At 61.5% G+C, this 26,114-nt stretch carries 22 protein-coding genes and 1 other RNA gene; 1 reads left to right on the forward strand and 22 read right to left on the reverse strand.

Annotated elements, in window-relative coordinates:
- Positions 1-237 precede the first annotated feature (237 nt).
- The 22 genes from ftsZ to GH983_RS10880 form a co-directional block, all read right to left on the reverse strand.
- Positions 238-1,986 carry a cell division protein FtsZ gene (ftsZ, locus tag GH983_RS10775; protein WP_153762404.1) on the reverse strand — a complete coding sequence of 583 codons (1,749 nt, stop codon included), beginning with the start codon at positions 1,984-1,986 and terminating at the stop codon, positions 238-240.
- A 96-nt stretch (positions 1,987-2,082) separates the two neighbouring features.
- Positions 2,083-3,414, reverse strand: a complete 1,332-nt coding sequence (ftsA, locus tag GH983_RS10780) for a cell division protein FtsA (RefSeq protein WP_054151683.1) — start codon at positions 3,412-3,414, stop codon at positions 2,083-2,085.
- Positions 3,411-4,343, reverse strand: coding sequence for a cell division protein FtsQ/DivIB (locus tag GH983_RS10785; protein WP_371418466.1), 933 nt, complete (start codon positions 4,341-4,343; stop codon positions 3,411-3,413). The genes ftsA and GH983_RS10785 overlap by 4 nt, the downstream gene beginning before the upstream one ends.
- Positions 4,331-5,257 (reverse strand): D-alanine--D-alanine ligase, encoded by a 927-nt coding sequence (locus GH983_RS10790; protein ID WP_153762405.1) that lies wholly within the window; start codon positions 5,255-5,257, stop codon positions 4,331-4,333. The genes GH983_RS10785 and GH983_RS10790 overlap by 13 nt, the downstream gene beginning before the upstream one ends.
- 205 nt (positions 5,258-5,462) lie before the next feature.
- Positions 5,463-6,317, reverse strand: coding sequence for a GGDEF domain-containing protein (locus GH983_RS10795; RefSeq protein ID WP_153762406.1), 855 nt, complete (start codon positions 6,315-6,317; stop codon positions 5,463-5,465).
- A gap of 69 nt (positions 6,318-6,386) precedes the next feature.
- Positions 6,387-7,361, reverse strand: coding sequence for a UDP-N-acetylmuramate dehydrogenase (gene murB, locus GH983_RS10800; protein ID WP_153762407.1), 975 nt, complete (start codon positions 7,359-7,361; stop codon positions 6,387-6,389).
- Positions 7,362-8,774 carry a UDP-N-acetylmuramate--L-alanine ligase gene (gene murC, locus GH983_RS10805; RefSeq protein ID WP_153762408.1) on the reverse strand — a complete coding sequence of 471 codons (1,413 nt, stop codon included), beginning with the start codon at positions 8,772-8,774 and terminating at the stop codon, positions 7,362-7,364.
- Positions 8,771-9,892 carry an undecaprenyldiphospho-muramoylpentapeptide beta-N-acetylglucosaminyltransferase gene (murG, locus tag GH983_RS10810; protein WP_069041118.1) on the reverse strand — a complete coding sequence of 374 codons (1,122 nt, stop codon included), beginning with the start codon at positions 9,890-9,892 and terminating at the stop codon, positions 8,771-8,773. Before murG ends, murC begins: the two co-directional genes overlap by 4 nt.
- Before the next feature lie 6 nt (positions 9,893-9,898).
- Positions 9,899-11,053 carry a putative lipid II flippase FtsW gene (gene ftsW / locus GH983_RS10815; protein WP_054151676.1) on the reverse strand — a complete coding sequence of 385 codons (1,155 nt, stop codon included), beginning with the start codon at positions 11,051-11,053 and terminating at the stop codon, positions 9,899-9,901.
- Position 11,054: 1 nt separating this feature from the next.
- A complete protein-coding gene (gene murD, locus GH983_RS10820; RefSeq protein ID WP_153762409.1) occupies positions 11,055-12,464 on the reverse strand; it encodes a UDP-N-acetylmuramoyl-L-alanine--D-glutamate ligase in 1,410 nt (469 codons plus the stop codon).
- Between the two features lie 7 nt (positions 12,465-12,471).
- Positions 12,472-13,572 carry a phospho-N-acetylmuramoyl-pentapeptide-transferase gene (gene mraY, locus GH983_RS10825; protein ID WP_153762410.1) on the reverse strand — a complete coding sequence of 367 codons (1,101 nt, stop codon included), beginning with the start codon at positions 13,570-13,572 and terminating at the stop codon, positions 12,472-12,474.
- A gap of 24 nt (positions 13,573-13,596) precedes the next feature.
- A complete protein-coding gene (locus GH983_RS10830; protein WP_054151674.1) occupies positions 13,597-15,030 on the reverse strand; it encodes a UDP-N-acetylmuramoylalanyl-D-glutamyl-2,6-diaminopimelate--D-alanyl-D-alanine ligase in 1,434 nt (477 codons plus the stop codon).
- Complete coding sequence (locus tag GH983_RS10835; RefSeq protein WP_153762411.1) at positions 15,027-16,481, reverse strand: UDP-N-acetylmuramoyl-L-alanyl-D-glutamate--2,6-diaminopimelate ligase; 1,455 nt, start codon at positions 16,479-16,481, stop codon at positions 15,027-15,029. The genes GH983_RS10830 and GH983_RS10835 overlap by 4 nt, the downstream gene beginning before the upstream one ends.
- A 59-nt stretch (positions 16,482-16,540) precedes the next feature.
- Positions 16,541-18,286, reverse strand: coding sequence for a penicillin-binding protein 2 (locus tag GH983_RS10840; protein WP_153762412.1), 1,746 nt, complete (start codon positions 18,284-18,286; stop codon positions 16,541-16,543).
- On the reverse strand, positions 18,286-18,672 hold the full coding sequence (locus tag GH983_RS10845; protein WP_153762413.1) for a hypothetical protein: 387 nt from the start codon (positions 18,670-18,672) through the stop codon (positions 18,286-18,288). Before GH983_RS10845 ends, GH983_RS10840 begins: the two co-directional genes overlap by 1 nt.
- Before the next feature lie 2 nt (positions 18,673-18,674).
- Complete coding sequence (rsmH, locus tag GH983_RS10850) at positions 18,675-19,700, reverse strand: 16S rRNA (cytosine(1402)-N(4))-methyltransferase RsmH (protein WP_054151670.1); 1,026 nt, start codon at positions 19,698-19,700, stop codon at positions 18,675-18,677.
- Positions 19,701-19,717: 17 nt separating this feature from the next.
- Entirely contained in the window at positions 19,718-20,155 is a 438-nt protein-coding gene (mraZ, locus tag GH983_RS10855) for a division/cell wall cluster transcriptional repressor MraZ (RefSeq protein ID WP_153763597.1), read from the reverse strand.
- Between the two features lie 382 nt (positions 20,156-20,537).
- An RNA gene (gene rnpB, locus GH983_RS10860) (RNase P RNA component class A) lies at positions 20,538-20,936 on the reverse strand.
- Positions 20,937-21,015: 79 nt separating this feature from the next.
- A complete protein-coding gene (locus GH983_RS10865; protein ID WP_153762414.1) occupies positions 21,016-22,206 on the reverse strand; it encodes an FAD-binding oxidoreductase in 1,191 nt (396 codons plus the stop codon).
- Positions 22,207-22,291: 85 nt separating this feature from the next.
- A complete protein-coding gene (locus GH983_RS10870; protein WP_054151667.1) occupies positions 22,292-22,816 on the reverse strand; it encodes a lytic transglycosylase domain-containing protein in 525 nt (174 codons plus the stop codon).
- Positions 22,817-23,074: 258 nt separating this feature from the next.
- On the reverse strand, positions 23,075-23,836 hold the full coding sequence (locus GH983_RS10875) for an N-acetylmuramoyl-L-alanine amidase (protein WP_153762415.1): 762 nt from the start codon (positions 23,834-23,836) through the stop codon (positions 23,075-23,077).
- The gene (locus tag GH983_RS10880) at positions 23,833-24,570 is read right to left on the reverse strand and encodes a DnaJ family molecular chaperone (protein WP_153762416.1); all 738 of its coding nucleotides are present in this window, start codon (positions 24,568-24,570) and stop codon (positions 23,833-23,835) included. The genes GH983_RS10875 and GH983_RS10880 overlap by 4 nt, the downstream gene beginning before the upstream one ends.
- A 319-nt stretch (positions 24,571-24,889) precedes the next feature.
- Between GH983_RS10880 and GH983_RS10885 the strand changes: the two genes are divergently transcribed.
- Positions 24,890-26,104 carry a pyrophosphate--fructose-6-phosphate 1-phosphotransferase gene (locus GH983_RS10885; protein ID WP_153762417.1) on the forward strand — a complete coding sequence of 405 codons (1,215 nt, stop codon included), beginning with the start codon at positions 24,890-24,892 and terminating at the stop codon, positions 26,102-26,104.
- The last annotated feature ends 10 nt before the right edge of the window (positions 26,105-26,114 follow it).

The following is a 26,114-nucleotide window of genomic DNA, read 5'->3' on the forward strand; positions in this document are numbered from 1 at the left end:
CGAGGCGGTGGATCGTTTGCTTCCCGTCGCAATCTCTTGTCAAAGGGCTGATAGGCCCTGTGTTCGATCACATACATACGTGTGACCGGGACGTGAGCCAAATCACTGATTCTTTCGCTTTGTAACGAAGGCAGTCCCTTGATTATCCTCAAGAATTCGACGTGTTGTCACAAAGTGTGAGACGCAAAAAACCCGGGCCTCTCGACCCGGGTTTCTCGAAGGTGAGTCGTGCTTTCCTTAGCTCGTCTGGCGACGCAGGAAAGCAGGGATTTCAAGCTGATCGTCTTCGCTGGTGGCGCGTGCCGGCGTGGCACGGCCCTGATCGTCGAGCTGGCCACGACGCGGAGCGTAGAGGCTGGCTTCGGCCGACAGCGGACGACGCTGCTGCGACGGAGCAGCCGGCGCAGAACCGGTCATGTCACCCATGACAGTCTCTTCGTCAGCCTGACGACCGAGCGAATTGGTTATCCGCTTTAAGAGACCCATCGGGCCGCGCTCGTCCTGGGCAGCGGGTGCTGCCGGCTGGGCGCGGTGGTCGATCTCGGCGCGCAGCACCGGCGGGAAGTCTTCCACCTTCGGCATGCGGACGGGCTCAGCTGCCATGCGCGGCTCTGTCATGACAGGTGCCGGAGCGACCGGCGCCTGCATGACCGGAGCGGGCTGCTGCATCACCGGTGCCGGCTGGCTCATGACGGGAGCCGGAGCAACCGGCTGGACCATCTGCGGAGCGGGAGCTGCTTCCGGAGCCGGCGAAGCGAACAGACGGCTTGCCGGACGGAATTCCTGCTGCGAAGCGGGCTGCGGCTGGCTCATGATCGGCTGGCGGGCAGTTGCGATTTCGAGTTCCCGTTCCATGGCTGCTTCAGCCGAACGAATGGTGTCTGCGACCGGATCCATGGTCGGCTTGGGGGCCTGCGTCATTGCAGGCTGATATGCGGCCGGTGCCGGAGCAACGGCCGCGGAGGGACGCATAGCGGGCTTTGCCAGCGGAGCGGCTTCGAAGCCCTTGGAGGCAAGTGCTGCACGGTCGATACCGGTGGCAACGACAGACACGCGGATGATGCCTTCGAGCGCTTCGTCGAAGGTGGCACCAAGGATGATGTTGGCGTCCGGGTCGACTTCTTCGCGAATACGGGTCGCAGCTTCGTCGACTTCGAACAGGGTCAGGTCACGACCGCCGGTGATCGAGATCAACAGGCCCTGAGCGCCCTTCATCGAAGTTTCGTCGAGCAGCGGGTTGGCAATGGCGGCTTCGGCAGCCTGCATTGCGCGGCCTTCACCCGATGCTTCGCCGGTGCCCATCATCGCGCGGCCCATCTCGCGCATCACGGAGCGAACGTCCGCGAAGTCGAGGTTGATCAGGCCTTCCTTGACCATCAGGTCGGTGATGCAGGCAACGCCGGAATAGAGCACCTGGTCGGCCATCGCGAAGGCGTCGGCGAAGGTAGTGCGGTCGTTGGCGATGCGGAAGAGGTTCTGGTTCGGGATGACGATCAGCGTGTCGACCGACTTCTGCAGTTCTTCGATGCCGGATTCGGCAAGCCGCATGCGGCGCGCACCTTCGAAGTGGAACGGCTTGGTGACGACGCCAACGGTCAGGATGCCCTTGTTGCGGGCAGCCTGGGCGACAACCGGAGCGGCACCGGTACCGGTACCACCGCCCATGCCGGCGGTGACGAAGCACATGTGGGTACCATTGAGATGGTCGATGATCTCGTCGATGCATTCTTCAGCGGCAGCGCGACCGACTTCCGGCTGCGATCCTGCGCCGAGACCCTCGGTGACATTGACGCCGAGCTGGATGATGCGCTCGGCCTTGGTCATGGTCAGCGCCTGGGCATCCGTGTTGGCAACGACGAAATCGACGCCCTGCAGACCAGCGGTGATCATGTTGTTGACGGCGTTGCCGCCACCGCCACCGACACCGAAGACGGTGATGCGGGGCTTCAGCTCAGTAATATCTGGCTTCTGCAGCTTGATGGTCATGGTACCCGTTCCTTCTTTTTCCGGCCGCATCGCCAAGCCGGCCATGTCATTTCAACAGATTTCCCTTGGCCGAACCTTGTGTCCGGCCGGGTAAACTCAAAAACTCTCTTTCAGCCATTGGCCCATGCGGGCGAAGCGGCTGTTTCCGTTGCCGAAGGGCGAGAACAACCCGCCCTGCCCGGCATGTGTTTCCTGATCCGCCATCTGCGGATAGATCGTCAGCCCGACAGCCGTCGAGAAGGCCGGTCCCTTGGCCGCGGCCGGGAGGCCGGACACACCCATCGGACGACCGATACGCACGTTCCGGGCCAGAATGCGGCGGGCCGCTTCCGGCATGCCGGTGAGCTGGCAGGCACCACCGGTCAGAACCACGCGCTTGCCAACCACCGGCGAGAAGCCCGACTTCTGAATCCGGTCGCGCAGCATCTCGAGGGTTTCCTCGATCCGCGCGCTGATGATCCGGGTCACAAGTGCCTTCGATACCTGGGTCGGCTGATCACGATCGTCTTCGCCGATCGGTGGAACGGACACGACCTCACGATCATCGGCGCCGTTGGCGACAGCCGAACCGTGAACGACCTTCAGACGTTCCGCATCCTCGATACGGGTCGAAAGCCCGCGCGCCAGATCGGTCGTCACATGGTGACCACCAATCCCGATGGCGTCCGTATGGATCAGCTTGCCTTCGGCGAAGACAGAGATGGTGGTCATGCCACCGCCCATGTCGATCGCCGCGCAACCGAGCTCCACCTCGTCGTCGACCAGGGCTGCAAGGCCGCTGGCATAAGGCGTGGCAACCACGCCCTCGACGGTCAGATGAGCCCTGTTGATGCAGAGCTCCAGATTGCGAAGCGCTGCACGTTCGGCCGTGACCACATGCATGTCGACGCCGAGAACGTCGCCATACATTCCAAGTGGATCACGGATTCCCCGCTCTCCGTCAAGAGAAAAGCCTGTGGGAAGCGAATGCAGGACGGCACGGTCATTGCCCTGGGACTGCTGACCGGCGGCAATCAGCACCTTGCGCAGATCGCCGGATTCGACTTCCTGGCCACCGAGATCGATGGACGCGGTGTAGACGTCGGAACCGATGCGACCGGCAGAAACGTTGACAATCAGGCTCTCCACGGTGAGGCCTGCCATGCGCTCGGCAGCATCGACGGCCAAGCGCACGACATTTTCAACAGCGTCCAGATCGGCAATCACGCCGGACTTGATGCCGTGCGAGCGCTGATGACCGAGACCGATGACCTCAACATTGTGCGTACGACCCGGCAGGACAGCAGACTCGCGGCGCGGTGTGAGGCGCGCGATGATGCAGACCACCTTGGTCGAGCCGATATCGAGCACCGACACAACATGCGCCCGCTTCGACGAAAGCGGCTTGGTGCGCGGAAAACCAAAGGAAGAGCCACCGAAGATGCTCATATCTTCTGCTCCAGTTTCTTCAGAGCCTTGCGACGCTCTTCGAGGGCAACCGTACGGCGCTCCTGCGCGCCGACGGTCAGCCGAACGGCGACACGATCGGGCAGCCGCAGATCAACGACTGCGATGTCGCGCGACAGAACCTGCTGCTCGACGTCAAAACGGTTGAGCAGTGCGAGGGCACCCGGGACGTTCTCTTCCGGCAGGCGAACGACAATGCCGTTTTCCAGGTGAACATCCCAGCGACGGCCACCAACACGTACGAAGGCCTTTACCCGCGAGGCAATCGCCGGCCACTGGGAGAATTCCTCATCGATGGCTGCAGCTGCGGTTTCGGCATCGCGACCGACGAAGAGCGGCAGCGATGCGAACTTGTTGTCACGCAGCGGCGCGATCACCGAACCGGACCGCTCGATAAGCGAGAGATCATTACCGTGCTGCCAGATGCCATAGGCCTGACGCTCACGCAGAACAACTTCGACGGTCGACGGATAGACCTTGCGGACCTCGGCCGATTCGACCCAGGGGAGCTCGGAGAGCGCCTGGCGCGCAGCAGCAATGTCGAGGCCGAGCAGGCTGGTCGACCCATCAAGACCGAGCAGCTGCAGGATATCGATTTCCGACGTATGCTGATTGCCGGAGACCCGAACATCTTCGACCGCAAAACCAGCCGACGCCGTAACGGTCTGCATGACGATCGGGCCGTGGCCACCGACCACAGCTCCATGCAGACTGACCAAACCATAGAACGCCACCAGACTGACCTTGCCGAGATGGCGCGGCAGCGCGATACGGCCCGAGCACAAGGCAAGCACAAATCGCACCAGGCGGCGCAGCGGACGCGGCAGCACCTTCGTCTCACCCGACGCAATCGGCGCAGCCGGATACACGCCGGACCCACCCACCAATTTGTTGCCGCTCAACGAGAACAAGAAGCGTCCTCCACCATCCAACGTACGAATTCACCAAAGCTGTAGCCCGCAAGGGCAGCCATTTCAGGCAGCAACGAAGTGGGGGTCATGCCCGGCTGGTTGTTAAGCTCCAGCCAAATCAGATCACCATCCTCGGAGAAGCGATCGTCATAGCGGAAGTCGGACCGACTCACTCCGCGACACCCGAGCGCCTGATGTGCCTTCAGCGCTAATGATTGTATTTTTTGGTAAATTTTCGGTGAAATTTGCGCAGGAAGCACGTGCTCCGAACCACCCGCCGCATACTTGGAGTCGTAATCATAGAAGCTGTTGCCGAGCGGCACGATCTCGGTGACGCCGAGCACCTTGCCATCCATCACGCCGCACGTCAGTTCGCGACCCGCCACATAACGCTCGACCATCACGAGATCGCCGTAACGCCATTCACTTGACGTCAGGATCTGCGGCGGGTGCGCCATGTCCTCACGGACGATGACGACACCGAAGCTCGACCCCTCACGAACCGGCTTCACGACATAGGGCGGCGCCATTGGATGCGTATTGCCGACGTCGAAGCGGTTGATGACCATGGCTTCGGCGACAGGAATACCGGCCTGCGCAGCCACGATCTTCGCCTGCTTCTTGTCCATTGCAAGCGCCGACGCAAGCACGCCGGAATGGGTGTAGGGGATTTCGAGATATTCAAGCACGCCCTGAATGGTGCCATCTTCGCCATAGGGACCATGCAGCGCATTGAAGGCGACATCCGGCTTCAGATCTTCGAGAACACGACCGATATCGCGACCGACATCAACGCGCGTGACCTTGAAGCCCTCACCCTCGAGAGCCGAAGCACAGGCGCTGCCAGAGGACAAGCTCACAGGCCGCTCGGAGGACAATCCACCCATCAAAACCGCGACATGCTTGCCACTCATCTACGCCTCGCAAAATCTAAAATTCGACCGGCAATCGCACCGACTGATCCGGCTTTGTCAGATCAGTTGAACAACATTAAGGTTAATGAACCGTTTACTTTCGTTAATTTGGTCGCGAAAGCGCCTGCCCTGCAAGCCAAACAAAGACTTGAGGTTATCGGTCGAAGCCGATGAAAAAAAAGAGAAAGTTAACGGATGAAATCAATCAGGCGCTGAGCCGCGACAGGTTCACGGCGGATTGACCATCGTCAGAAACCGGAGCTGCGAAAGGTAACACAGGGAGCTCTTTCGCATGCACGATTCGGTTCCGCCCGCTGGCCTTGGCGAGATAAAGGGCGCGGTCGGCGCCTGAAAACAGCTCGCTGAAGCCGAGTTCGGCGACGCCGTCGGAGACCCCGGCAGACACGGAAATCGAAACAGGCCGCCCTGAAATTTCCAAACCCATGCCTTCGACAGATGCGCGGATCGCTTCGGCGATCTCCATCGCTCGCTCCGTCCCCTGCCCGGTCAAGAGGACGGCAAACTCCTCGCCGCCGATGCGGGCAATGGCCTCATCCGGGCCGAGGACATTCGTCAGGCAGTTCGCCGTTTGCACGATGACGTCGTCACCCGCTTTGTGACCGAGAGTGTCATTGACCAACTTGAAACGATCGATATCGAGCAGGATCAGAGCCACCGGCCCACGCGCGGCCTCGAACGTGTCGAGGAATGCCCGACGATTCATCAGACCGGACAGCATGTCGGTTCGGCTCAATGTCTCGAAACGCTGGCGCGATACGCCAAGGTCATAGATTGCAAGGCCGACAACCGAATAGGCAATCACGGCGACGATGAAGGAGACGGGCGGCGTCAGCATGGTCGCGACGACCAGCGCCGGCCCCAGAGGATATGGCAGAAGCCCGAGACCGACGAGGATGAAGTGACTCAAGACGTTGAGGCCATAGGCAAACACGGCAATCTTGGCTGCCATGGCCACGGCCTTCCACAGCACCGCCTGCCGCGAGGAAAACTCGCCAAGCGTGAGCTGCCGGATTACCCAGACATGCACCAGATCAAACATGAAACTCCCCGAACCTTCGGGGAGCTTAACCGAGCGACGTTAAAACTTCGTAGGAAAGAGGCCGAAGGCTTAGGCCTCGGCGACGCCCATGAACGGCTTCACTTCGCGACCGGGCATGAAAATGCCGAGGCGTTTGATTTCCCATTCAAGCTTGATGCCGGAGGTTTCGAAGACCCGCTGGCGAACGGTCTCGCCGAGATATTCGAGATCGTAACCCGTCGCATGGCCGACATTGATCATGAAATTGCAGTGGAGCGACGACATCTGCGCCCCGCCGATCATCAGACCGCGGCAGCCTGCCTCGTCAATCAACTCCCAGGCCGAATGGCCCTCGGGGTTCTTGAACGTCGAGCCACCGGTCTTTTCCTTGACCGGCTGTACCGTCTCGCGATGGTGACGAACCGCATCCATGTCTGCGCGGATCTTCGCCTTCTCTTCCGGATAGCCTTCGAAGAGCGCGCTGGTAAAGATCAGGCCTTCGGACGCGGCCGAATGGCGATAGCTGTAGCCCATGTCGGCATTCGACAGGACATGCACATTGCCCTTGCGATCGACGGCCTCGACCTCGATCAACCGGCCGGCCGTGTCACCGCCATTGGCGCCCGCATTCATGCGGATCGCGCCGCCGATCGAACCGGGAATACCGTAGTAGAAGTGGAATCCGCCGATATTGTTGTCCATCGCCATGGCGGCGATGTGCTTGTCCGGGCAGATCGCTCCGGCACGGATGCGGTTCTCGCCCGCCAGCTCCACCTGTCCGAAACCCTTGGCAGACAGGCGAACAACAACACCGGGAATGCCACCATCGCGCACCAGAAGGTTCGATCCGACGCCGATTACGGTCAGCGGCACCTCTTCCGGCAGAAGCTTCAGGAAACTGGTGAGGTCCTCGACGTCATGCGGCTGGAACATCAGCTCCGCCAGCCCGCCGGCCTGGAACCAGGTCACCCGGTCCATTGGCGCATCAGGCGTCAACCGCCCCTTGAGATCGTTGACCCCCGGGCCGAGCGACGCCAGAAGCTTTTCCCCATCCACCTGTTTCATTCAAGACTTTCCCGCAATTGCATCTAGTTCCGTCGGCAAGGCAGCAGCCCACTGGGTAATGTTGCCGGCCCCCAACAGGACCACGAAATCACCCGGTTGTGCAATGCCTGCAACGAGAGAGGCGAGCTGATCCGGCGCGGCCAAGTAACGCGCGTCGCGATGACCGCCTGACTTGATGCGCGATACCAGCGTTTCTGAATCGATACCCTCGATCGGATCCTCACCGGCTGCATAGACCGGCGAGAGGAAGATCGTGTCGGCATCGTTGAAGCAGTTAGCGAAGTCGTCGAAGAGGCTGGCAAGTCGCGAATAGCGATGCGGCTGATGCACCGCAATGATCCGCCCCTGGCAGGCTTCGCGGGCCGCTCTGAGCACAGCCTTGATCTCCACCGGGTGATGGCCGTAATCGTCGAACACCTGCACGCCATTCGATACGCCCGTCAGCGTGAAGCGCCGCTTGACGCCGCCGAAGCCGGCAAGTCCCTTGCGGATACTCTCTTCCGAAATTTCGAGGCGGTTCGCGACAGCAATTGCGGCGCAGGCATTGGAGATATTGTGCCGCCCGGGCATTGGCAGCACCAGATCCTTGAAATTGAAAACCCGGCCGGTACGACGACGGCGGATTTCCACGTCGAAGATCGAACGGATGCCGTCGAGGCGCACATTCGAGAAGCGCACATCGGCCTGCGGGTTCTCGCCATAAGTGATGACCTTGCGGTCCTCGATCTTGCTCACCAGCGCCTGAACTTCCGGATGGTCGAGGCACATCACCCCGAAGCCATAGAACGGGACGTTCTCGACAAACTGGCGGAAAGCCGCCCGCGCATTGTCGAAGGTGCCGTAATGGTCGAGATGTTCAGGGTCGATATTGGTGACAACAGCGACATCGGCCGGAAGCTTCAGGAAGGTACCGTCGGACTCATCAGCCTCGACCACCATCCACTCACCCTCACCCATGCGGGCATTGGTGCCATAGGCATTGATGATGCCGCCATTGATGACGGTCGGGTCGAGATTGCCAGCTTCCAAGAGAGCGGCAACCATCGAGGTCGTCGTCGTCTTGCCATGCGTGCCGCCGATTGCGATCGCGTTGCGGAAGCGCATGAGCTCGGCGAGCATTTCGGCACGCCGGACAATCGGCAAGAGCTTCTCGCGGGCGGCAATCAGTTCCGGATTGTTCTTCTTGATCGCGGTCGAGACGACGACGACTTCGGCATCACCGAGGTTCTCGGCCTTGTGGCCGACAAAGACTTCGATGCCCTTGGCGCGGAGACGCTGAACATTGGCGCTCTCGGCCTGGTCAGACCCTTGCACCTTGTGTCCGAGATTGTGCAGCACCTCGGCAATCCCGCTCATCCCGATGCCGCCGATCCCGATGAAATGGACGAGGCCGATGGTTTTCGGCATTTTCATTGTGTGGCTCCCTTCGACTGGGCAATGCCCTTGCCGGCGGCAATAGCCTCTACGAGGTCTGCGAGCAAGCCGGCAGCGTCGGGCTTGCCCGTGCTTTTCGCGGCCGCCGCCATGGTTGCGAGCCGCTCCGGGCCCTCCATCGCCGTCGTCAGAAGGTCAGCAATGCGCTCGGCAGAAAGCGCCGACTGGGCGATCACCTGCGCGCCGCCCTGCGCCGCGAGTGCTGCGGCATTCGCCGCCTGGTCGTGGTCGAGTGCATGCGGATAGGGAACAAGCACGCTCGGGCGACCGATCACCGCGAGTTCGGAGACCGTAGACGCGCCAGAGCGGCAGATCACGAGATGGGCCGTTGCCATACGCTCCGCCATGTCGGTGAAAAAGGGCGCGACATCAGCGCGAATGCCAAGCGTCGCATAGCTATCGATGACCTTCTGGCGGTCTTCGGGCCTGGCCTGCTGGGTCACCACGAGGCGCTGACGCAGCGCGTCGGGGAGAAGCCGGATGGCGCCCGGAATAGCGTCGGAGAAGAACTGCGCGCCCTGGCTTCCACCGAAGACCACGAGGTTGAAGGTTTCGCCGGCGCCGGACGCGACATAGGGCTGGGCGGCGGCCCCGATGACGGCCGGGCGTACCGGATTGCCGGTCAGCACCATCTTGGCCTTGTGTTCGCCGTCAGGTGACAGAAAACCACCAGCGATCGCCCGCACTCGCGAGGCAAGCAGCTTGTTTGCCCGTCCCATCACGGCATTCTGCTCATGCACCGCCGTCGGAACGCCGAGACCGGAGGCCGCGAAAAGTGGCGGCACGGTCGGGTATCCGCCGAAGCCGATAACGGCCTTCGGCTTCAGGCGTGACACCAGAGCTCGCGCCTCGCGATAACCGCGCCACAGCGAGAGAAACGCCTTGACCACGGCGACCGGGTTCTTCGAAGCGATCGTCGCAGACGAAACGGTGTGGATCTCATCGGCCGGGAAGCTTCCGGCGTAACGTTCGGCACGCCGGTCGGTCACCAGATGCACGCCATAGCCGCGCGCCTTCAATTCATGCGCCAGCGCTTCGGCCGGAAAGAGATGGCCGCCGGTTCCCCCGGCGGCGAGAAAGACGATACCCTTGGTCATTACGCTTTACTCCGCAGGCACGCCCGCGACCGAACGGAACAGGCTGCGCTCCTGGGCGCGCTTTTCCGGACGGCGGCGGGTCAGCGCCAGGATGAAGCCGGCCGTGACACAGATCGCCGTCATCGACGATCCGCCATAGGAGATGAGCGGCAGCGTCATGCCCTTGGCCGGCAGAAGTTCGAGATTGACGCCGATATTGATCATCGACTGGACGCCGAGGAGCAGAACGAGACCGGACACGGCGAGACGGTTGAAGTCGTTGCGCTCCTTGTAGGCATGGCTGAGGCCGCGCAGAACAAGAAAGGCGAAGATCGCGACCAGCGCCATGCAGAAGACGATGCCGAATTCTTCCGCAGCGACCGAGAAGATGAAGTCGGTATGGCTGTCGGGAATGATGCGCTTGACGATACCCTCGCCCGGCCCCTGGCCAAACCAGTCGCCACGAATGATCGCTTCGCGGGCGGTATCGACCTGGAAGGTATCGCCCTCGCCGGTCAGAAACCGGTCTATTCGTCCGGCGACGTGCGGCAGCGTCAGATAGGCCCCGAAGAAGCCTGCACCGCCGAGTACGCCGAGCACGACGATCCAGAGCCAGGGCATGCCGGCCATGAAGAACATCGCCCCCCATACGCTGCCAATCAGGATGGTCTGCCCGAGGTCAGGCTGGGCGATCAGGAGGGCTGCGGCAATTCCGAAGAGCAGAATGGCAAAGAGATTGCCCGGGATCTCAGGCTGGCGCGCATGTTCGGCAAACAACCAGGCGCAGATCACGACAAAGGCCGGCTTCATGAATTCCGACGGCTGGATCGACATGGAGCCCAAAGACAGCCAGCGGCGGCCGCCCTTGACCTCGAGACCGATGAAAAGCACCAGCACCATCATGATGAGCGAGGCCGCAAGGATCAGCATGGCCATCCGCCTGACCTGTCGTGGCGACAGGAAGGACAGTCCGATCATCACCCCGAGTGCCGGCAGCATGAAAAAGGCATGACGCTTGACGAAGTGGAAGCTGTCGAGATTGAGACGTTCGGCAACCGCCGGCGAGGCTGCGAAAGAGAGCATCAACCCGATCCCCATCAGGAGAACGAAGGTGATCAGGAACAGACGGTCGATCGTCCAGAACCAGTCTGCGACAGGTCCTCTCTCTACGCGGCTTACCATCTCATTTGCCTCCTGTCGGCAGGTCGATCAGCATCGTCACTCCGTCCAGATCTGCGACATGCGAAACAAAGGCGTCGCCGCGGACCTCGAAATTCTTGTACTGGTCGAAGCTTGCGCAAGCCGGTGAGAGCATCACGGCCGAAGCTTCGCCATCCCGATCGGCATCATCAGCGGCATGCGCCACGGCGCGCTCGAGGTGGTCCGAGATCTCGTAGGCCACGCGGTCGCCGAGCTGTGCCGCAAAGGCGGAAGCAGCCTCGCCGATCAGATAGGCCTTCACGATGCGCGGGAAGAGTGGTGCGAGGCTTGCGATGCCGCCTTCCTTGGGCAGACCGCCGGCAATCCAGTAGATCCGCTCATAGCTGGAAAGGGCGGGTGCTGCAGCATCCGCATTGGTCGCCTTGCTGTCGTTGACGAAAACTACGTGACGTCGCCGCCCGACCGGCTGCATGCGATGCTTGAGGCCGGGGAAGCTCTGAAGGCCCTTGCGGATCTCGTCTTCCGAGACGCCTGCTGCCAGGCAGGCGGCAATCGCGGCGCAGGCATTCTGGGCATTGTGGCTGCCACGCAGCGTCTGGATCCCATCGAGATCGACCAGAGGAGCAGATGCTCCGTTCTCGGCCCGCATGATGCGCGAGCCGTCGGCATAGAGGCCATCGGCGAGCGGCTGCCGCTTCGAGATCCGGATGACCTTGGTCCCGGCACGTTCGACACGGTCGCCGATCAGCTCGCAATAGCTGTCATCGGTCCCGACGATCGCAGTCTTCGCTCCGGCGACAAGACGCTCTTTCACCTCGGCATAATGCTGCATCGTGCCGTGGCGATCGAGATGATCGGGCGTCAGGTTGAGCAGGATGCCGGCAGTCGGGTTCAGCGTCGGGGCAAGGTCGATCTGATAGGACGAGCACTCAACGACGAAGAAACGGCCGTCCTTCGGTGGATCGAGCGTCAGAACCGCACGGCCGATATTACCGCCAAGCTGGGTGTCGCGGCCACTCGCCTGAAGAATATGGGCGATGAGAGCGGTGGTCGTCGACTTGCCGTTGGTACCTGTGATCGCGATGAATGGGCCATCCGGCGCCTGAGCCCGCCGTTCCCGCACGAAGATCTCGACATCGCCGATAATCTCAACGCCGGCATTGCGGGCAAAACCGACCGTCCAATGCGGCTTCGGGTGGGTGAGCGGTACGCCGGGCGAGAGCACGAAAGATGCGACCGACGACCAGTCGATCTCGCGCAAGTCCCGGGTCGGTACACCTTCGGCTTCAGCCCGCGCAACGCTGTCGGGATTGTCGTCCCAGGCAATGACATTTGCGCCACCGGCCTGAAGAGCCTTCGCCGTGGCGAGACCGGATCCGCCGAGCCCGAACAGCGCGACGGTCTTGCCCTTGAATGTGTTGGCCGCGATCATCGCCGCCTCACCGCAGCTTGAGGGTGGAAAGGCCGAGCATGGCAAGGCCAACCGCGATGATCCAGAAGCGGATGACCACCTGGCTCTCGGTCCAGCCGAGTTTTTCGAAATGATGGTGGATCGGCGCCATCAGGAAGACGCGCCTGCCCGTCAGCTTGAAGTAACCGACCTGGATGATCACCGAAAGCGTTTCCATGACGAAGAGGCCGCCGATGATCGCCATGACGATCTCATGCTTGGTGGCAACAGCGACGGAGCCGATCAGGCCACCAAGGGCAAGCGAACCCGTATCTCCCATGAAAATGGCAGCCGGTGGGGCGTTGAACCACAGGAAACCGAGCCCTGCACCGATCACGGCACCGAGCACCACCGCAAGTTCGCCCGTGCCCGGCGTGAAATTGATCTGCAGGTAGTTGGAGAACACCGCATTGCCGGCGAGATATGCGATCACGCCGAAGGAGGCAGCAGCGATCATCACAGGCACGATGGCAAGACCGTCGAGACCGTCCGTCAGGTTGACCGCATTGCCGGCGCCGACGATGACGAAACCGCCGAACAGCACGAAGAAGATCCCGAGATCGATCAGGAAGTCCTTGAAGAAGGGAAAGGCGATCGAGGATCCGAAGGTTGAGCCTTGAGGCCCGGAACTCAGCGCCGTCGACATCATGAAATAGACGGCGATGCCCGCAATCACGAATTCGATGCCGAGGCGCGCCTTGCCGGAGAAGCCCTTCTCCGTCTGCTTGGTCACCTTGAGATAGTCGTCATAAAAGCCGATTGCGCCAAAGCCGAGCGTCACCAGCAGTGTGGCGACGACATAGACGTTGGAGAGATCAGCCCAGAGCAGTGACGACACGACGATGCCGGCCAGGATCATCAACCCGCCCATCGTCGGCGTTCCCGCCTTCTTAAAATGGGTTTGTGGTCCGTCGGCGCGGATAGGCTGTCCCTTACCCTGGCGCACGCGCAGGGACGAGATGATGGCCGGGCCGAACAGGAAAACCACCAGCGCCGAGGTGAGGAGAGCAGCCCCGGTGCGGAAGGTGATGTAACGGAAGAGATTGAAAAACTGAAGGTTATCCGCCAGTTCCACAAGCCAGATCAGCATTGGAGCCCTTTCCAAAAGCCCGGATTAAAAGTGGCGCTCCGTGTCGGTGAATGCCGGATGCTTGTCAAGCAGAGCCGAAACGATCTTGCCGAAACCGATGCCGAGAGAAGATTTGACCATCACGACATCGCCCGCGCGGACCTCGGCGCTGACGAAATTCGCGAGCTCCTGCGTGGTTTCGAGATAGACGACGTGAACCGTTTCCGGCAGGGCGTCGCGCAGCGCCACCATTTCCGGGCCTGCGAGCCAGACATGTTCGATCCCGGCGGCCAGCAGAGGACCTGCGAGCTCCGCATGAACGGAGGGCGCGAATTCGCCCATCTCCAACATGTCACCGAGCACGGCGATCCGCCGCCCCTCGCCTGTCGGCTGGGAAGAGGCAAGCACGGCAATGGCGGCCCGCATCGACGCGGGGTTGGCATTGTAGCTCTCGTCGATCAGCGTCAGGATGCCATCGGGCATCTGCAGCCTGTGGCGTTCACCGCGCCCCTTGACCGGAGCGAGGTTTTCCAGGGCTTCGATTGCCGCATCAATGTCCGCGCCAACCAGCGATACGGCTGCCAGAACCGCCATGGCATTCTCTGCGAGATGCCGGCCCGGCGCTCCGATCGTCACTTCACGCGTCTCGCCACCGAAGGACACCCAGACGGTGGAAAGTTCGGCAGCACCATCGAATTCCGCCAGCCGGAACTCGGCCTTGGCATGCTGACCGAAGCTGTGGATGTTTTCGACACCCTGGGCGAGCGCCGCCTGCTCAAGGCGTTCGTAGTAGGGATTGTCGCGGTTGAGGATCGCATCCCCACCATTGACGACACCCTCGAAGATCTCGGCCTTGGCGTCCGCGATCTCGTCGACGCTGGCGAAATTGCCGAGATGTGCCGGCGCGATCGTCGTGATGACCGCCACGTCCGGACGCACCATGCGAGACAGCGGCCCGATCTCGCCGGAATGATTCATGCCCAGCTCGAACACGCCGTAACGGGTGTCGATCGGCATGCGGGCGAGCGTCAGCGGCACGCCCCAATGGTTGTTGAAGGACGCGACGGAGGCATGCACCTTGCCGGATGGCGCAAGTGTTACGCGCAGCATCTCCTTGGTCGTCGTCTTGCCGACGGAGCCGGTGACCGCAATGACGGTCGCAGGCGTGCGATCGCGGGCGGCCATGCCGAGCTTCTGCAGGCCGACGAGAACGTCTTCGACCACGATCATCGGGATAGTCAGCCGACCGAGCGCCGGCAGCTTGGCTTCGCTGACGACGAGCAGGGCAGCCCCGTTGGCGATGGCGATACTGGCATAGTTATGACCATCGACGCGGTCGCCCTTGATGGCGAAGAATGCTTCGCCAGGCGTAATCGTCCGACTGTCGATCGAAATGCCGGTCACACCTTCCGGCAGATTGCCGAAAGGCCGGCCGCCCATGGCGACAACCATTTCACGCGCGGTCCAAAGCAATGTCAACGGTCGAACTCCCCCAAGGCTTTGCGGACTTCCTGGTGGTCCGAGAACGGATGCGTCTCGGAACCGACGGTCTGTCCTTCCTCATGCCCCTTGCCCGCCACGATCAGCGTATCGCCCGTGGAGAGCATAGCCACACCGGCGCGAATGGCCTGGGCGCGATCACCGATCTCGATCCCCCTGGGCGTTGCCGCCATGATCTCGGAGCGGATGGTCGCGGGCACTTCCGAGCGCGGATTGTCGTCGGTGACGATGGCGATGTCGGCAAGCCGCGAGGCGATCTCGCCCATGATCGGCCGCTTGCCCTTGTCGCGATCTCCGCCGCAGCCGAATACGACGATCACACGACCGGTCGTAAAGGGGCGCACCGAGGTCAGCACGTTTTCCAACGCTTCCGGCTTGTGCGCATAGTCGACATAAGCGAGCGCGCCAGCCTTGGTCTGACCGACCAGTTCGAGACGGCCGGAGGCCCCCTTGAGATGCTCCAGCGCCTTCAGCGCCACGGCCGGGGCAACGCCGGTCGAAATGGCAAGACCGGCTGAAACCAGCGCATTGGCGATCTGGAAATCGCCGGCCAAAGGAATGTGAACTTCGAAGATTTCGCCCGCATGATGCACTTCGGCGACCTGCTTGTGGCGGAAATGCTCGACCCGCTTCAGGCTGAGGAAATCACCCTTGCGGCCAACCGTGCGCACATCGTGGCCGCAGGCCTTGGCGACCCGGATCGCCTCGTCAGACCAGGCATCATCAGCGAAGATGACTGCAGGGGCGCCCTTCGGCAGCAGCGTTTCGAAGAGCCGCATCTTCGCCGCCATGTAATCTTCCATGGTCGGATGGTAGTCCATGTGGTCACGGCCGAGATTGGTGAAACCCGCGGCCGACAGCACCACGCCGTCGAGACGGCTCTGATCGAGGCCGTGGCTGGACGCTTCCATTGCCGCATGCGTGACGCCCTCATCGGCGAGTTCGCCGAGAAGCGTGTGGAGTGCGAGCGGATCGGGCGTGGTCAGCGAGCCGTAGTCGTTGCGGTTCGGCGAGATGACGCCTGTGGTGCCGATCTGGGCGGCGGCATGGCCGGCCTCGGCCCAGATCTGACGGGTAAAGGAAGCGACGGACGTTTTTCCCGCCGTGCCGGTCACCGCGACCATCGTCTCAGGCTGGCGCCCGACGAGGCGGGCTGCGGCAAGCGCGAGGAACCGGCGAGGATTATCGACGATGACGACAGGTACAGTGGCGTCGAGCGCATGCGATGCGACAACAGCCACGGCACCCTTTTCGACCGCCTGGGCTACATAGGCCGAACCGTCCGCCCTGGAGCCGGACAGAGCGAAGAACACGGTGCCCGGTTCGACCTTGCGGCTATCGGCTGAAAGTCCACGAACCTCGACGCCTGCAGCACCACTGGCTGCCACCTGTTCCCCAAACTCCTCGCCAGCCAGTGCACCCAAAAGCATTTTGCAGTCCATCCTTGAGGGGCAAGTTACGCGAATCGCCCCGCCTGTAGTCGATCTGATCAATAAGAGACGAGCAACGCTGAGCCGTCTTCCCCGTATTTGGGTTCTACACCAAGAATTGCGGCGCTTCTGCGGATGATCTCGCCGACGATGGGTGCGGCGGTAAGACCGGCGGTCCGACCACCACCCTCGCCCGTCTTCGGCGCGTCGATGAAGCTCAGCACAAGATATTTCGGATCATCCATCGGGAAGGCGCCGACATACGAGTTGAAATTCTGATCGTCGGAATAGCGGCCATTGATGACTTTCTCGGCCGTGCCGGTCTTGCCGCCGACATTGAAGCCATCAACAAGCGCATACTTGCCGGAACCAGCCTTGCCGTTCATCCAGAACAGATGCCGGATATCATCGCTGGTCTGTTTCTTCACCACGACCTGGGCAATCTGATCGGCCTGCTCGCGGTCGCGGGTCAGGAAGGTGGGCGGCAGAAGCTTTCCACCGTTGACCAGCGCCGCGGCTCCAACCGCAGTCTGCAGCGGCGTGGTCGAGACGCCGTGGCCGAAGGAAATGGTGATCGAGTTGATCTGCTTCCATTCCCGCGGCTGCGACGGTGCCTTCACTTCCGGCAGTTCGGTTTCCAGTCTGGTCAGGAGACCCAAGCGTGTCAGGAATTCCTGATGGCCGGCGGTCCCGACGGCTTCGGCCATGCGGGCCGTTCCGATGTTCGAAGAATACTGGAATATCTCAGGCACGGTCAGCACTCGGTGCTTTCCATGGAAATCCTTGATGGTGAACCGGCCGATGCGGATCGGATAACGGGCATCGAAACTGTCATTCATGGTCACTTTGCCCGAATCGAGCGCCATGGCCGTCGTGAACGTCTTGAAGGTCGACCCCATCTCGAAGGTGCCGTTCGTCATCCGGTTCATCCAGCCTTCTTCGGCCCCTTCCTGAGGCCGATTCGGGTCGAAATCGGGAATCGATGACATGGCGACCACTTCACCGGTGTGAACGTCGAGAACCACGGCTCCGGCGGCGATCGCTTCGTATTTTGCAACAGCGTTGACGAGCGCATCACGCAAGATGTTCTGGACACGGATGTCCACCGACAGCCGGACCGGTTCCAGCGGCGCATCGCTGGTCATGCCAAGCGCTCTCAGATCCGCCATGCCCTGATTGTCGATATAGCGCTCCATCCCGGCCATGCCGCGATTGTCGATATTGACGTAGCCGACGATATGCGAGGCAGTCGCGCCGCCCGGATAGAAGCGTCGCTTCTCAGGCCGGAAGCCGATGCCGGGAATGCCGAGCGCCAGGATCTGGCTCTGCTGCTTCGGGGTCAGTTGCCGGCGCAACCACTGGAAACGCGAATTCGACGAAAGCTTGCGATACGTGTCCCGGACATCAAGGTCCTTCAAAACGGTCGACAGGCGTTCGACCGCCTCGTCCGCATCGACGATCTTGTGGGGCTCGGCAAACAGCGAGACGGTGCGGATATCGGTGGCGAGCACTTCACCATTGCGATCGAGAATGTCGGGGCGCGAGGCCATCAGCCGGTCGGCCGGCAGGATGCTGGACACGGTCTCAGGCTGCGCATGACCGTATTGCACGAGACGCCCACCGATCACGGCATAGGCGACGCAAAAGGTCGCGATCATCAGCCCGACGCGGGTCTTGGCCATTTCCGACTTGCGCTTGCCGGTCCCCTTGAAGGTCGCTCCGTTCACGACGGCACCGCCACGCTGCACATCGGTCGAGAAATGCGCCTGGCTCTTCAACAGCATGATTCGCGAAAGAAAGGTCATCAGCGGTCCACCGATCCTGTCGTGATGAGGTCCTTGATGGGATCTGAGGGTGCTGTCGCACTCACGGTTCCCTCTTCGCCTTCCGGCAAAGGCACCAACTCCTTGAGCATGGGAAGCTCCATCGGCTGCGCCAGCTGGCTCGGCTCGGTCGGCACAAGCTGCAACTCGGCGGCATAGGCCTGAACCAGGCGTTCAAGCCTGTTCGGCTGGGTGAGCAGTGCCCTATCGGCCTTGAGCAGGTCGATGGTGTCCTTCTCCAGCTTGATCTCGGCCTCAAGGCGACGGACTTCCGCTGCCTTGTTATCCGTGTTGTGCTTGATCTGGTAGGTCACCGTGGCTGCGGCCAGCATGGCTCCGATCATCAGGAAGTCGAAGGTTCTCAGCACTGTCAGCCTCCGATCTTTTCGAGAGTGGCGAGGTCGGGCAGATCGAAGATCGACATGTCGGCCCGCTCGGCGGGCGCCGAGGTGCGGATGCCGGCGCGCAGCTTCGCGGAACGGGCGCGGGGATTGATCTCCGCCTCCTCCTCGCTCGCCGCCACCATGCCCTTGCCGACCGGCTCGAAGGTTGCCGGCCGCGCTTCCACCATGGGAAGATGGCGCGAACCTGACGCCTTGCCGGACCGCTCGGAGAAGAACTTCTTGACGATCCGGTCCTCCAGCGAATGGAAGGTTACCACCACCAGGCGACCGCCCGGTTTCAGCGAACGCTCGGCGGCAAACAGCGCCTGCGCCAACTCGCCGAGTTCGTCATTGACGTAGATGCGCAGCGCCTGGAAAACGCGCGTCGCCGGATGGATCTTGTCCTTGGCCTTGCGCGGATTGACTGTCTCGATGAGGTTGGCGAGATCACGCGTCGTCTGGAAAGGCTCGATCGCGCGGCGCTTTTCGATGGCGCGCGCAATACGCCCTGCATGCTTCTCTTCGCCGAGGAAGCCGAAGATGCGGATCAGATCAGACACCTTGGCACGATTGACGACATCAGCGGCCGAAACACCGGAGACCGCCATGCGCATGTCGAGCGGCCCGTTGCGCTGGAACGAGAAGCCGCGCTCGGCCTCGTCGATCTGCATGGAGGAGACGCCGATATCGAGCACCACACCGTCGAGACCCTCGTCGGGAGCAAACTCAGCAAGATTGGAGAATTCCGTATGATGAAGGGTCAGCCGCTCACCGCTGGCCTCGACGAGCGCCTTGCCGCCGGCAATTGCGTTCGGGTCGCGGTCGAGCGCAATGACGTCGGCGCCCTTGACCAGGATGGCGGAGGTGTAACCACCTGCACCGAAGGTCCCATCAAGGATGACTTTGCCAGCCTCGGGCTCGAGAGCCTTCAGGACTTCGGAAAGAAGAACCGGAATGTGGCGAACTGGTCCGCCATCGGCATCGGAAAAACCTTCGCCAAAGTTCGCCGCCATTCCGTTTCTCCGTCTTTCTAGGTGCGCAGGCCTCGCTGCCTGACCACCTCTCTGGCTCTCGCCTGCGCCTCGTGAAACGCCTGCGGTTGCCACACTTGAAAATGATCCGACCGACCGACGAAACAGACCTCCGAGGAAATCCCCGTGAAATCCCGGATGAAATCCGTCACCGCCAATCGCCCTTCGGCATCGAGTCGCGCAAAGACGCCGCCACCATGAAGCAGCAGCGACATCTCGTTTGCCTCCAACGCAAAGGGATCCTCGGCTGCCATCTTCCGCTCGTACCGCTCGAGCAGATCCGGACCACCGATGTTGACCGCCGGATAGACGAAATCCTGGAGACAATAAAGCTCCTGAATTCCGCGCTGCACCAGCACGGCACGAAACGCCGCAGGGACGGAAACCCGCCCCTTCGCATCGATCCTGTTTGTCGCGTTGGACAGGAAGCGGCCCATCACTGACAACCGGCCTCCCCTTGGATGCAGGGTCGATCAGAGACCCCGGAACACACCTGATTACGCCAACCGTCGAACCCGCAACACACCCGCCTGAAATGCGAGAGGAAGCACCTGCTTCACGAGATTTCGGGGATGAAACGACCCCCGCAACGGCATGCAATTGGGATACCATGGGACAATATGGGCGTCAATGGGAACGGCCGGGATGAACCTCTTCCGCGATTCAAACATTGATAGGCGGTTAAGCTTAACGAATGGTTAGAAACTGCTGTTTTCGGTGCGCAATTCGACAATCGTTGCCGCAAATGTGATTCGCCGAACCCGAGGCCGTTCCACCTGAAATTTCAGGTGCTTCGCCGAAAAGTCGAAAAAGGGGAAATTTGCCAGTTGGCCTGTAAGCCGGGTTCTGTATGGCCCCGGTTTCCCGGAACGTGGCAGCCATTCATCTGGGACAGCGTTTACACGCTGCCTCGCGCAACCCACCCGGATGACTGGCCCGGAAACAGGCTGTAGCGGTGCTTTCGCACCACCCGCGTCATCCCTATTCGGTCTTGCTCCCGGTGGGGTTTGCCGTGCCGTCCCTGTTGCCAGCGACGCGGTGGGCTCTTACCCCACCCTTTCACCCTGACCTCGCAAGCGAGGCGGTTTGCTTTCTGTGGCACTTTCCCTGAGGTCGCCCTCGCCGGACGTTATCCGGCACCGTGTTTCCGTGGAGCCCGGACTTTCCTCACCTTACCGCCTTTCGGCATTGGTAAAGCGCGGCTGCCCAGCCAACTGGCAAGGCGTCCTTAACCGACCCTTTGCCCGATTGCCATCGAAAAGCGAGCATCGAGGACCACTTGGGCGCTTTTGGTGAATCAGTCTCTGAAGACCGGCCGGAACACGTCGCCATAGGCCTCGTCGATGATTCGGCCGTGCTGGAGAAGCTCTGCACCCAGCCGCCCGATCTCGTCGGAGCTCTTGGCCGCCGCGCCACAGCCGCCCGTGAGTACTGCAATATGCTCACTCGCAAAACCGATCGACGGATAGTTCTCCGGGGTGAACGAGGTCACACAGGCCGCCATTGAAATCGGCGCATCGGCCAGGGTCGGCACGAGGCCGGTGATGATCCGATGCAGGTGATCGCGCGTGGTCAGTCGACCACCCCGCCTGAACCAGGCCCGAATCTCCGGCTCCGTCTCGAGTTGCAGATCGTCAGGATCCCCGCCGATCTTGAGATAGGTCTTGCCGTCGGGATAGCGCACCGGCGGCAGAAGATAGATGTGGTCGGTGGGATCAGCCGGCTGATGGATGAGTGACGGCATGCCGGAATAGGTGGCAAGATCCTCATCCGGGACCTCGAAGAAGGCGACAGTACGCGCATAGACCTTAAGGTCGACGGGACGCGGCAACAGGTTTTCGTTGATCGAGAAGCCGCCGGCCGCGATCAGCACGCGCTCGGCCGAGTAGACCGCGCCATCATCGGTGGTGACGATGGCAAGACCGCCCTCCTCCCGGACGGAAACCACCGTCTGACGAATCACCCTGGCACCGGCTTTCTCCGCAAGCAGGCTCTGCGCCTCGACGAGCCGACGCGGATTGACGTAACCCGCATTGCGCTGCTCGTAGACACCCTCGCAATCGGAGCCGAAATCGAAATAGCGAAACCGCGACTTGAGCGCAGCGTCTGACAGCATTTCGACGGACACCCCGAGCTCTCGTGCGGCAGCCTCGACCTGGCCGACATAGGGATCGCGCCCGCCTCGCTTCGGCCCGACGATCAGGCATCCGACCTCATCATAAAACGCGATGCCGCTTTCCGCAGCGATCTGGCCGTAGCGCGCGATCGAGCGATTGGCGAGCCGGGCCCAGATGGGGTTCGAATCGATCGTCCGGGTAATCCGGGCCTCGTCGTAGTGGCTCGCAAAAACACCGTGATGGCTCGACCAGTCCTTCGGCTCGTCGGGACCGATGACGGCGACGCCCTCTCCCGAAAGTGCCAGGTACCGGGCCGCCGCAGCACCCATCATGCCTCGACCAACGACTATCGACTTGAACCGCTCAATCATGCGTCACCATCCTTACGTTGCGTCCGGTGATAGCATGGCAAGTCCCCGTGTCCAGTGACAGGAACGGCAAGGGCACAGCTCTTTCTCAGTTTCCGATCAAGGCGATAACCTTGCCGCAATAGCGCTTGGAGATCGGGTTCATGCGCTTGGCGCCATGGCCGGCATTGTAGCGCAGGATGGTGCCACAGGTCTCGCCGCCCCCCAGTTCATGGGCCATCGAGAGATACTTCATGCCGTAGCGGATGTTGGTCTCCGGATCGTAGAGCCCCTTGGTCTTGCCGCGATAGCCCATGGCTCGCGCCGTCGCCGGCTTGATCTGCATCAGCCCTACTTCGCCGGCACTGCCACGCGCCTTGGGATTGAAATTGCTCTCGACGCGAACGACGGCATGGGCCAGATCGACCGGGACGCCGTAGCTCTTCGCATATTTGGTGATGATCGCGCTGTAGGGGCTTTTCGAGAAGGAAGGCGCTGCCGGATAACCGGCGTCGCGAGTGATCGTCTTGAGGGGCTTTTTGAAGCGGCGCTCCTCGCTGCCGGCAAGCGCGGACTGGGCGTTGGTCAAAAGCATTGCAATGCATGCCGCGGCAGCAACAAGTCGTCGTGTCATGAGAAGGTTCAGTCTCCAGTCGAGCCACCGGTATCCACGCGCGTCAAAGCGGGCGCAGTTAAGCGCCGCGAGCCCCTGTCAGGCCGCCAGTTCCGGGTCTCTCAAGTTGATGTTTGCGCCAGGTCCGTCTGCGAACCATCGGCGCTGTTCAGCCCGTCCTTTAGAGCCGCCCAATGAGGAATTCCTGTGGCACCGCAACAAATCGTCGCCAGAGGCGTTGATTTCCTTGGTCCGAAAACACCGTGGGATGGGATTGGATCAGCCGAAACGCGGCAGGCTGGTCAGCAGCCTGTGCAGGGTCTCGATGGTCGAGCTGTCGGCAACCCCATCAACCTTGGCTTGCCGGAAATGTCGTTGGAATGCGGCGACCACGCCTTCCGTCTGAGCGCAGAATTCGCCTGTAATCTCAAGACCGTAACCATAAAGCGACAGCATCGACTGCAGCGCCTCGACGGGTTGCCCCCGGTCACCGCGTTGGAAGAAGCGACCACCGCCGATCGGACCAGGCTCAACCCAGTGTCCGACCCCTGCCCGATGCAGCCGATCCCAGGGGAAATTTTCACCCGGATCGACCTTGCGAATGGGGGCCACATCGGAGTGGGCAAGCACCCTTTCAGGGGCAATACCATGCCGTTTGACGCATTCGAGACACAATTCGATGACGGATTCGATCTGCTTTTCGGGAAAGTCCGGAAGGCCGCCCGGGTGTCCGGCATTGGCGATTTCGATGCCGATCGAGCGGGAGTTGATATCGGTCTCGCCGCCCCAAATGCTCTTGCCCGCATGCCAGGCACGCCGCTCTTCCGGCACCATCTGAACCACGCGGCCGTCCTCATGCACCAGATAATGGCTGGAGACCTGGCTTTCCGGCGCACAAAGCCAAGCCTGCGCGCCCTCGGCGGAAGGCATGCCCGTATAGTGCAAAAGGAGAATATCCGGGCGATCGACGCCGACGCGTTCGCCGTGATTGGGCGAAGGACAGACCTCCGCGCGCTTGAAATCCCCGGTGAACGAACTCATGCCGCCCGGCGCGCCTTCTCGATCGCCGAATAGGCCTCGTTGAACTTGGCCATGCGATGGTTGGCGACGCTGTGGAATTCCGTCGGAATGCCGCGCGCATGCAGTCGGTCGGGATGATGTTCGGCCGCCAGCGCCCTGTACTTCTTGCGAATCGTCGCAAAATCGTCGGACGGCTGCACGCCGAGAACCCCATAAGGATCGCCGTCGAGATGGATATGCCGTTCGGTGATCATCGCGAACCGTTCTTCCGAGATTGAGAAGATCTCGGCGATGCGCGACAGGAAGGCGAGTTCCTTCTCGTGCACGAGGCCGTCCGCCTTGGCGATGTGGAACAGGGCGTCGATGATATCCTCGAGCACCGGGCAATACTCGTCGCAGGTCCGGCACATGCCTGCGAGGTTCTTCGCATAGGTCTCGAAACCCGCGACGTCCTGGCGGGCGAGATTGTAAAGCCGGGCCACATTGCGGGCCTCTTCCGGCGGAAACTCGAAGATCTTGCGGAATGCTTCGACTTCGGCATTCGAGACGACGCCATCGGCCTTCGCCATCTTCGCGGAGAGCGCGATGATGGCAACCGAGAAGGACACGCGACGGCGCGTTTCCGGATCGCCTTCGAAGGCCGTGCGCACGGCCTCGACGATACTGCCGATCACATTGCCAGCCGCATCACCGATCGCGCCGAGCAACCGGTCCCAGAATGACGATATTTGTTCGCAGGCAAAATCGAAGATCATGTTGAAAGCTTGACCAAATATACCCAGAAAAAGCAAGGAGCCGGGCCCAATAGCGAGGATTAAAGTTTCTTCATCTTGAATCCATTTCGCTGAACTCGCACTGCCCCAACGCCCGGCACGGGCTCCAATCGATTATCCACAGAAGCCATCCCGTCACCCGGCCGCGATTGAAACGATTATATTCGGATTTGAAGCTCGCATGGTTGCGAAATGCCCGATTTCCTTGATTTTTTGGCTTTACAGGCCGCCGCGCCTATCGCATCCATTTGCCACCTGAACACCCAAGTTGCACGGGCGATGAAGCGTCCGAGGAGGATCGATGGCCAAGCAGAAAGTCGCGATGTTGACCGCCGGGGGCCTCGCGCCCTGTCTCTCGTCCGCTGTCGGCGGATTGATCGAGCGCTACACCGACATCGCACCCGAAATCGAGCTCATCGCCTACAAGTCCGGCTTTCGCGGCCTGCTGATGGACTACAAGATCGAGATAACCAAGGAAATGCGCGAGAAGGCGCATGTGCTGCATCGCTATGGTGGATCGCCGATCGGCAACAGCCGCGTCAAGCTTACCAATGTCGCCGATTGCGTGAAGCGCGGCCTGGTCAGGGAAGACCAGAATCCGCTCCGCGTCGCAGCCGAACGGCTCGCGGCAGATGGCGTCACGATCCTTCACACCATTGGCGGTGACGATACTAACACAACCGCTGCCGACCTCGCCGCCTATCTCGGCGCCAACGGCTACGACCTGACGGTCGTCGGCATGCCCAAGACCGTCGACAACGACGTCTACCCGATCAAGCAGACGCTCGGCGCCTGGACGGCCGCCGAAGTCGGCGCCCGATTCTTCGACCATGTTTCCAACGAACAGAGCGCTTCGCCACGCACGCTGGTCATTCATGAGGTCATGGGCCGCCACTGCGGCTGGCTGACAGCAGCCACCGCCCGCGCCTACATGCAGCGCACGCAGCACAATGAATACATCGAAGGCTTCATGATGAACCAGGAGCTGAAGAACATCGACGGCCTCTATCTTCCCGAGACCCATTTCGACATGGAGGGCGAAGCCGCCCGCCTGAAGGACATCATGGACCGGACCGGCTTCGTCACGCTCTTCGTTTCGGAAGGAGCCTGCATGGACGAGATCGTCGCCGACCGGGAGGCGGCCGGCGAGGAAATCAAGCGTGACGCCTTCGGCCATGTGAAGCTCGACACGATCAATGTCGGCAACTGGTTCCAGAAGCACTTTGCCAAGCTGCTCGATGCCGATCGCTCGATGGTGCAGAAATCAGGCTACTACGCCCGCTCTGCCCCCGCCAACTACGAAGACCTTCGCCTCATCCAGAGCATGGTCGATCTCGCGGTCGAAAGCGGTCTGAACAAGGTGTCGGGCGTGACCGGTCACGATGAAGATCAGGGCGGACGCCTGCGGACCATCGAGTTCCCGCGGATCAAGGGTGGCAAGCCTTTCGACCTCGGCACGCCGTGGTTCAAAGAAGTGATGGACTATCTCGGGCAGAAGTACCGCCCCATCCATTGACCTGACCGCC

It is taken from the genome of Agrobacterium sp. MA01 (assembly GCF_009650195.1).
In the GTDB taxonomy this organism is placed as follows: domain Bacteria; phylum Pseudomonadota; class Alphaproteobacteria; order Rhizobiales; family Rhizobiaceae; genus Allorhizobium.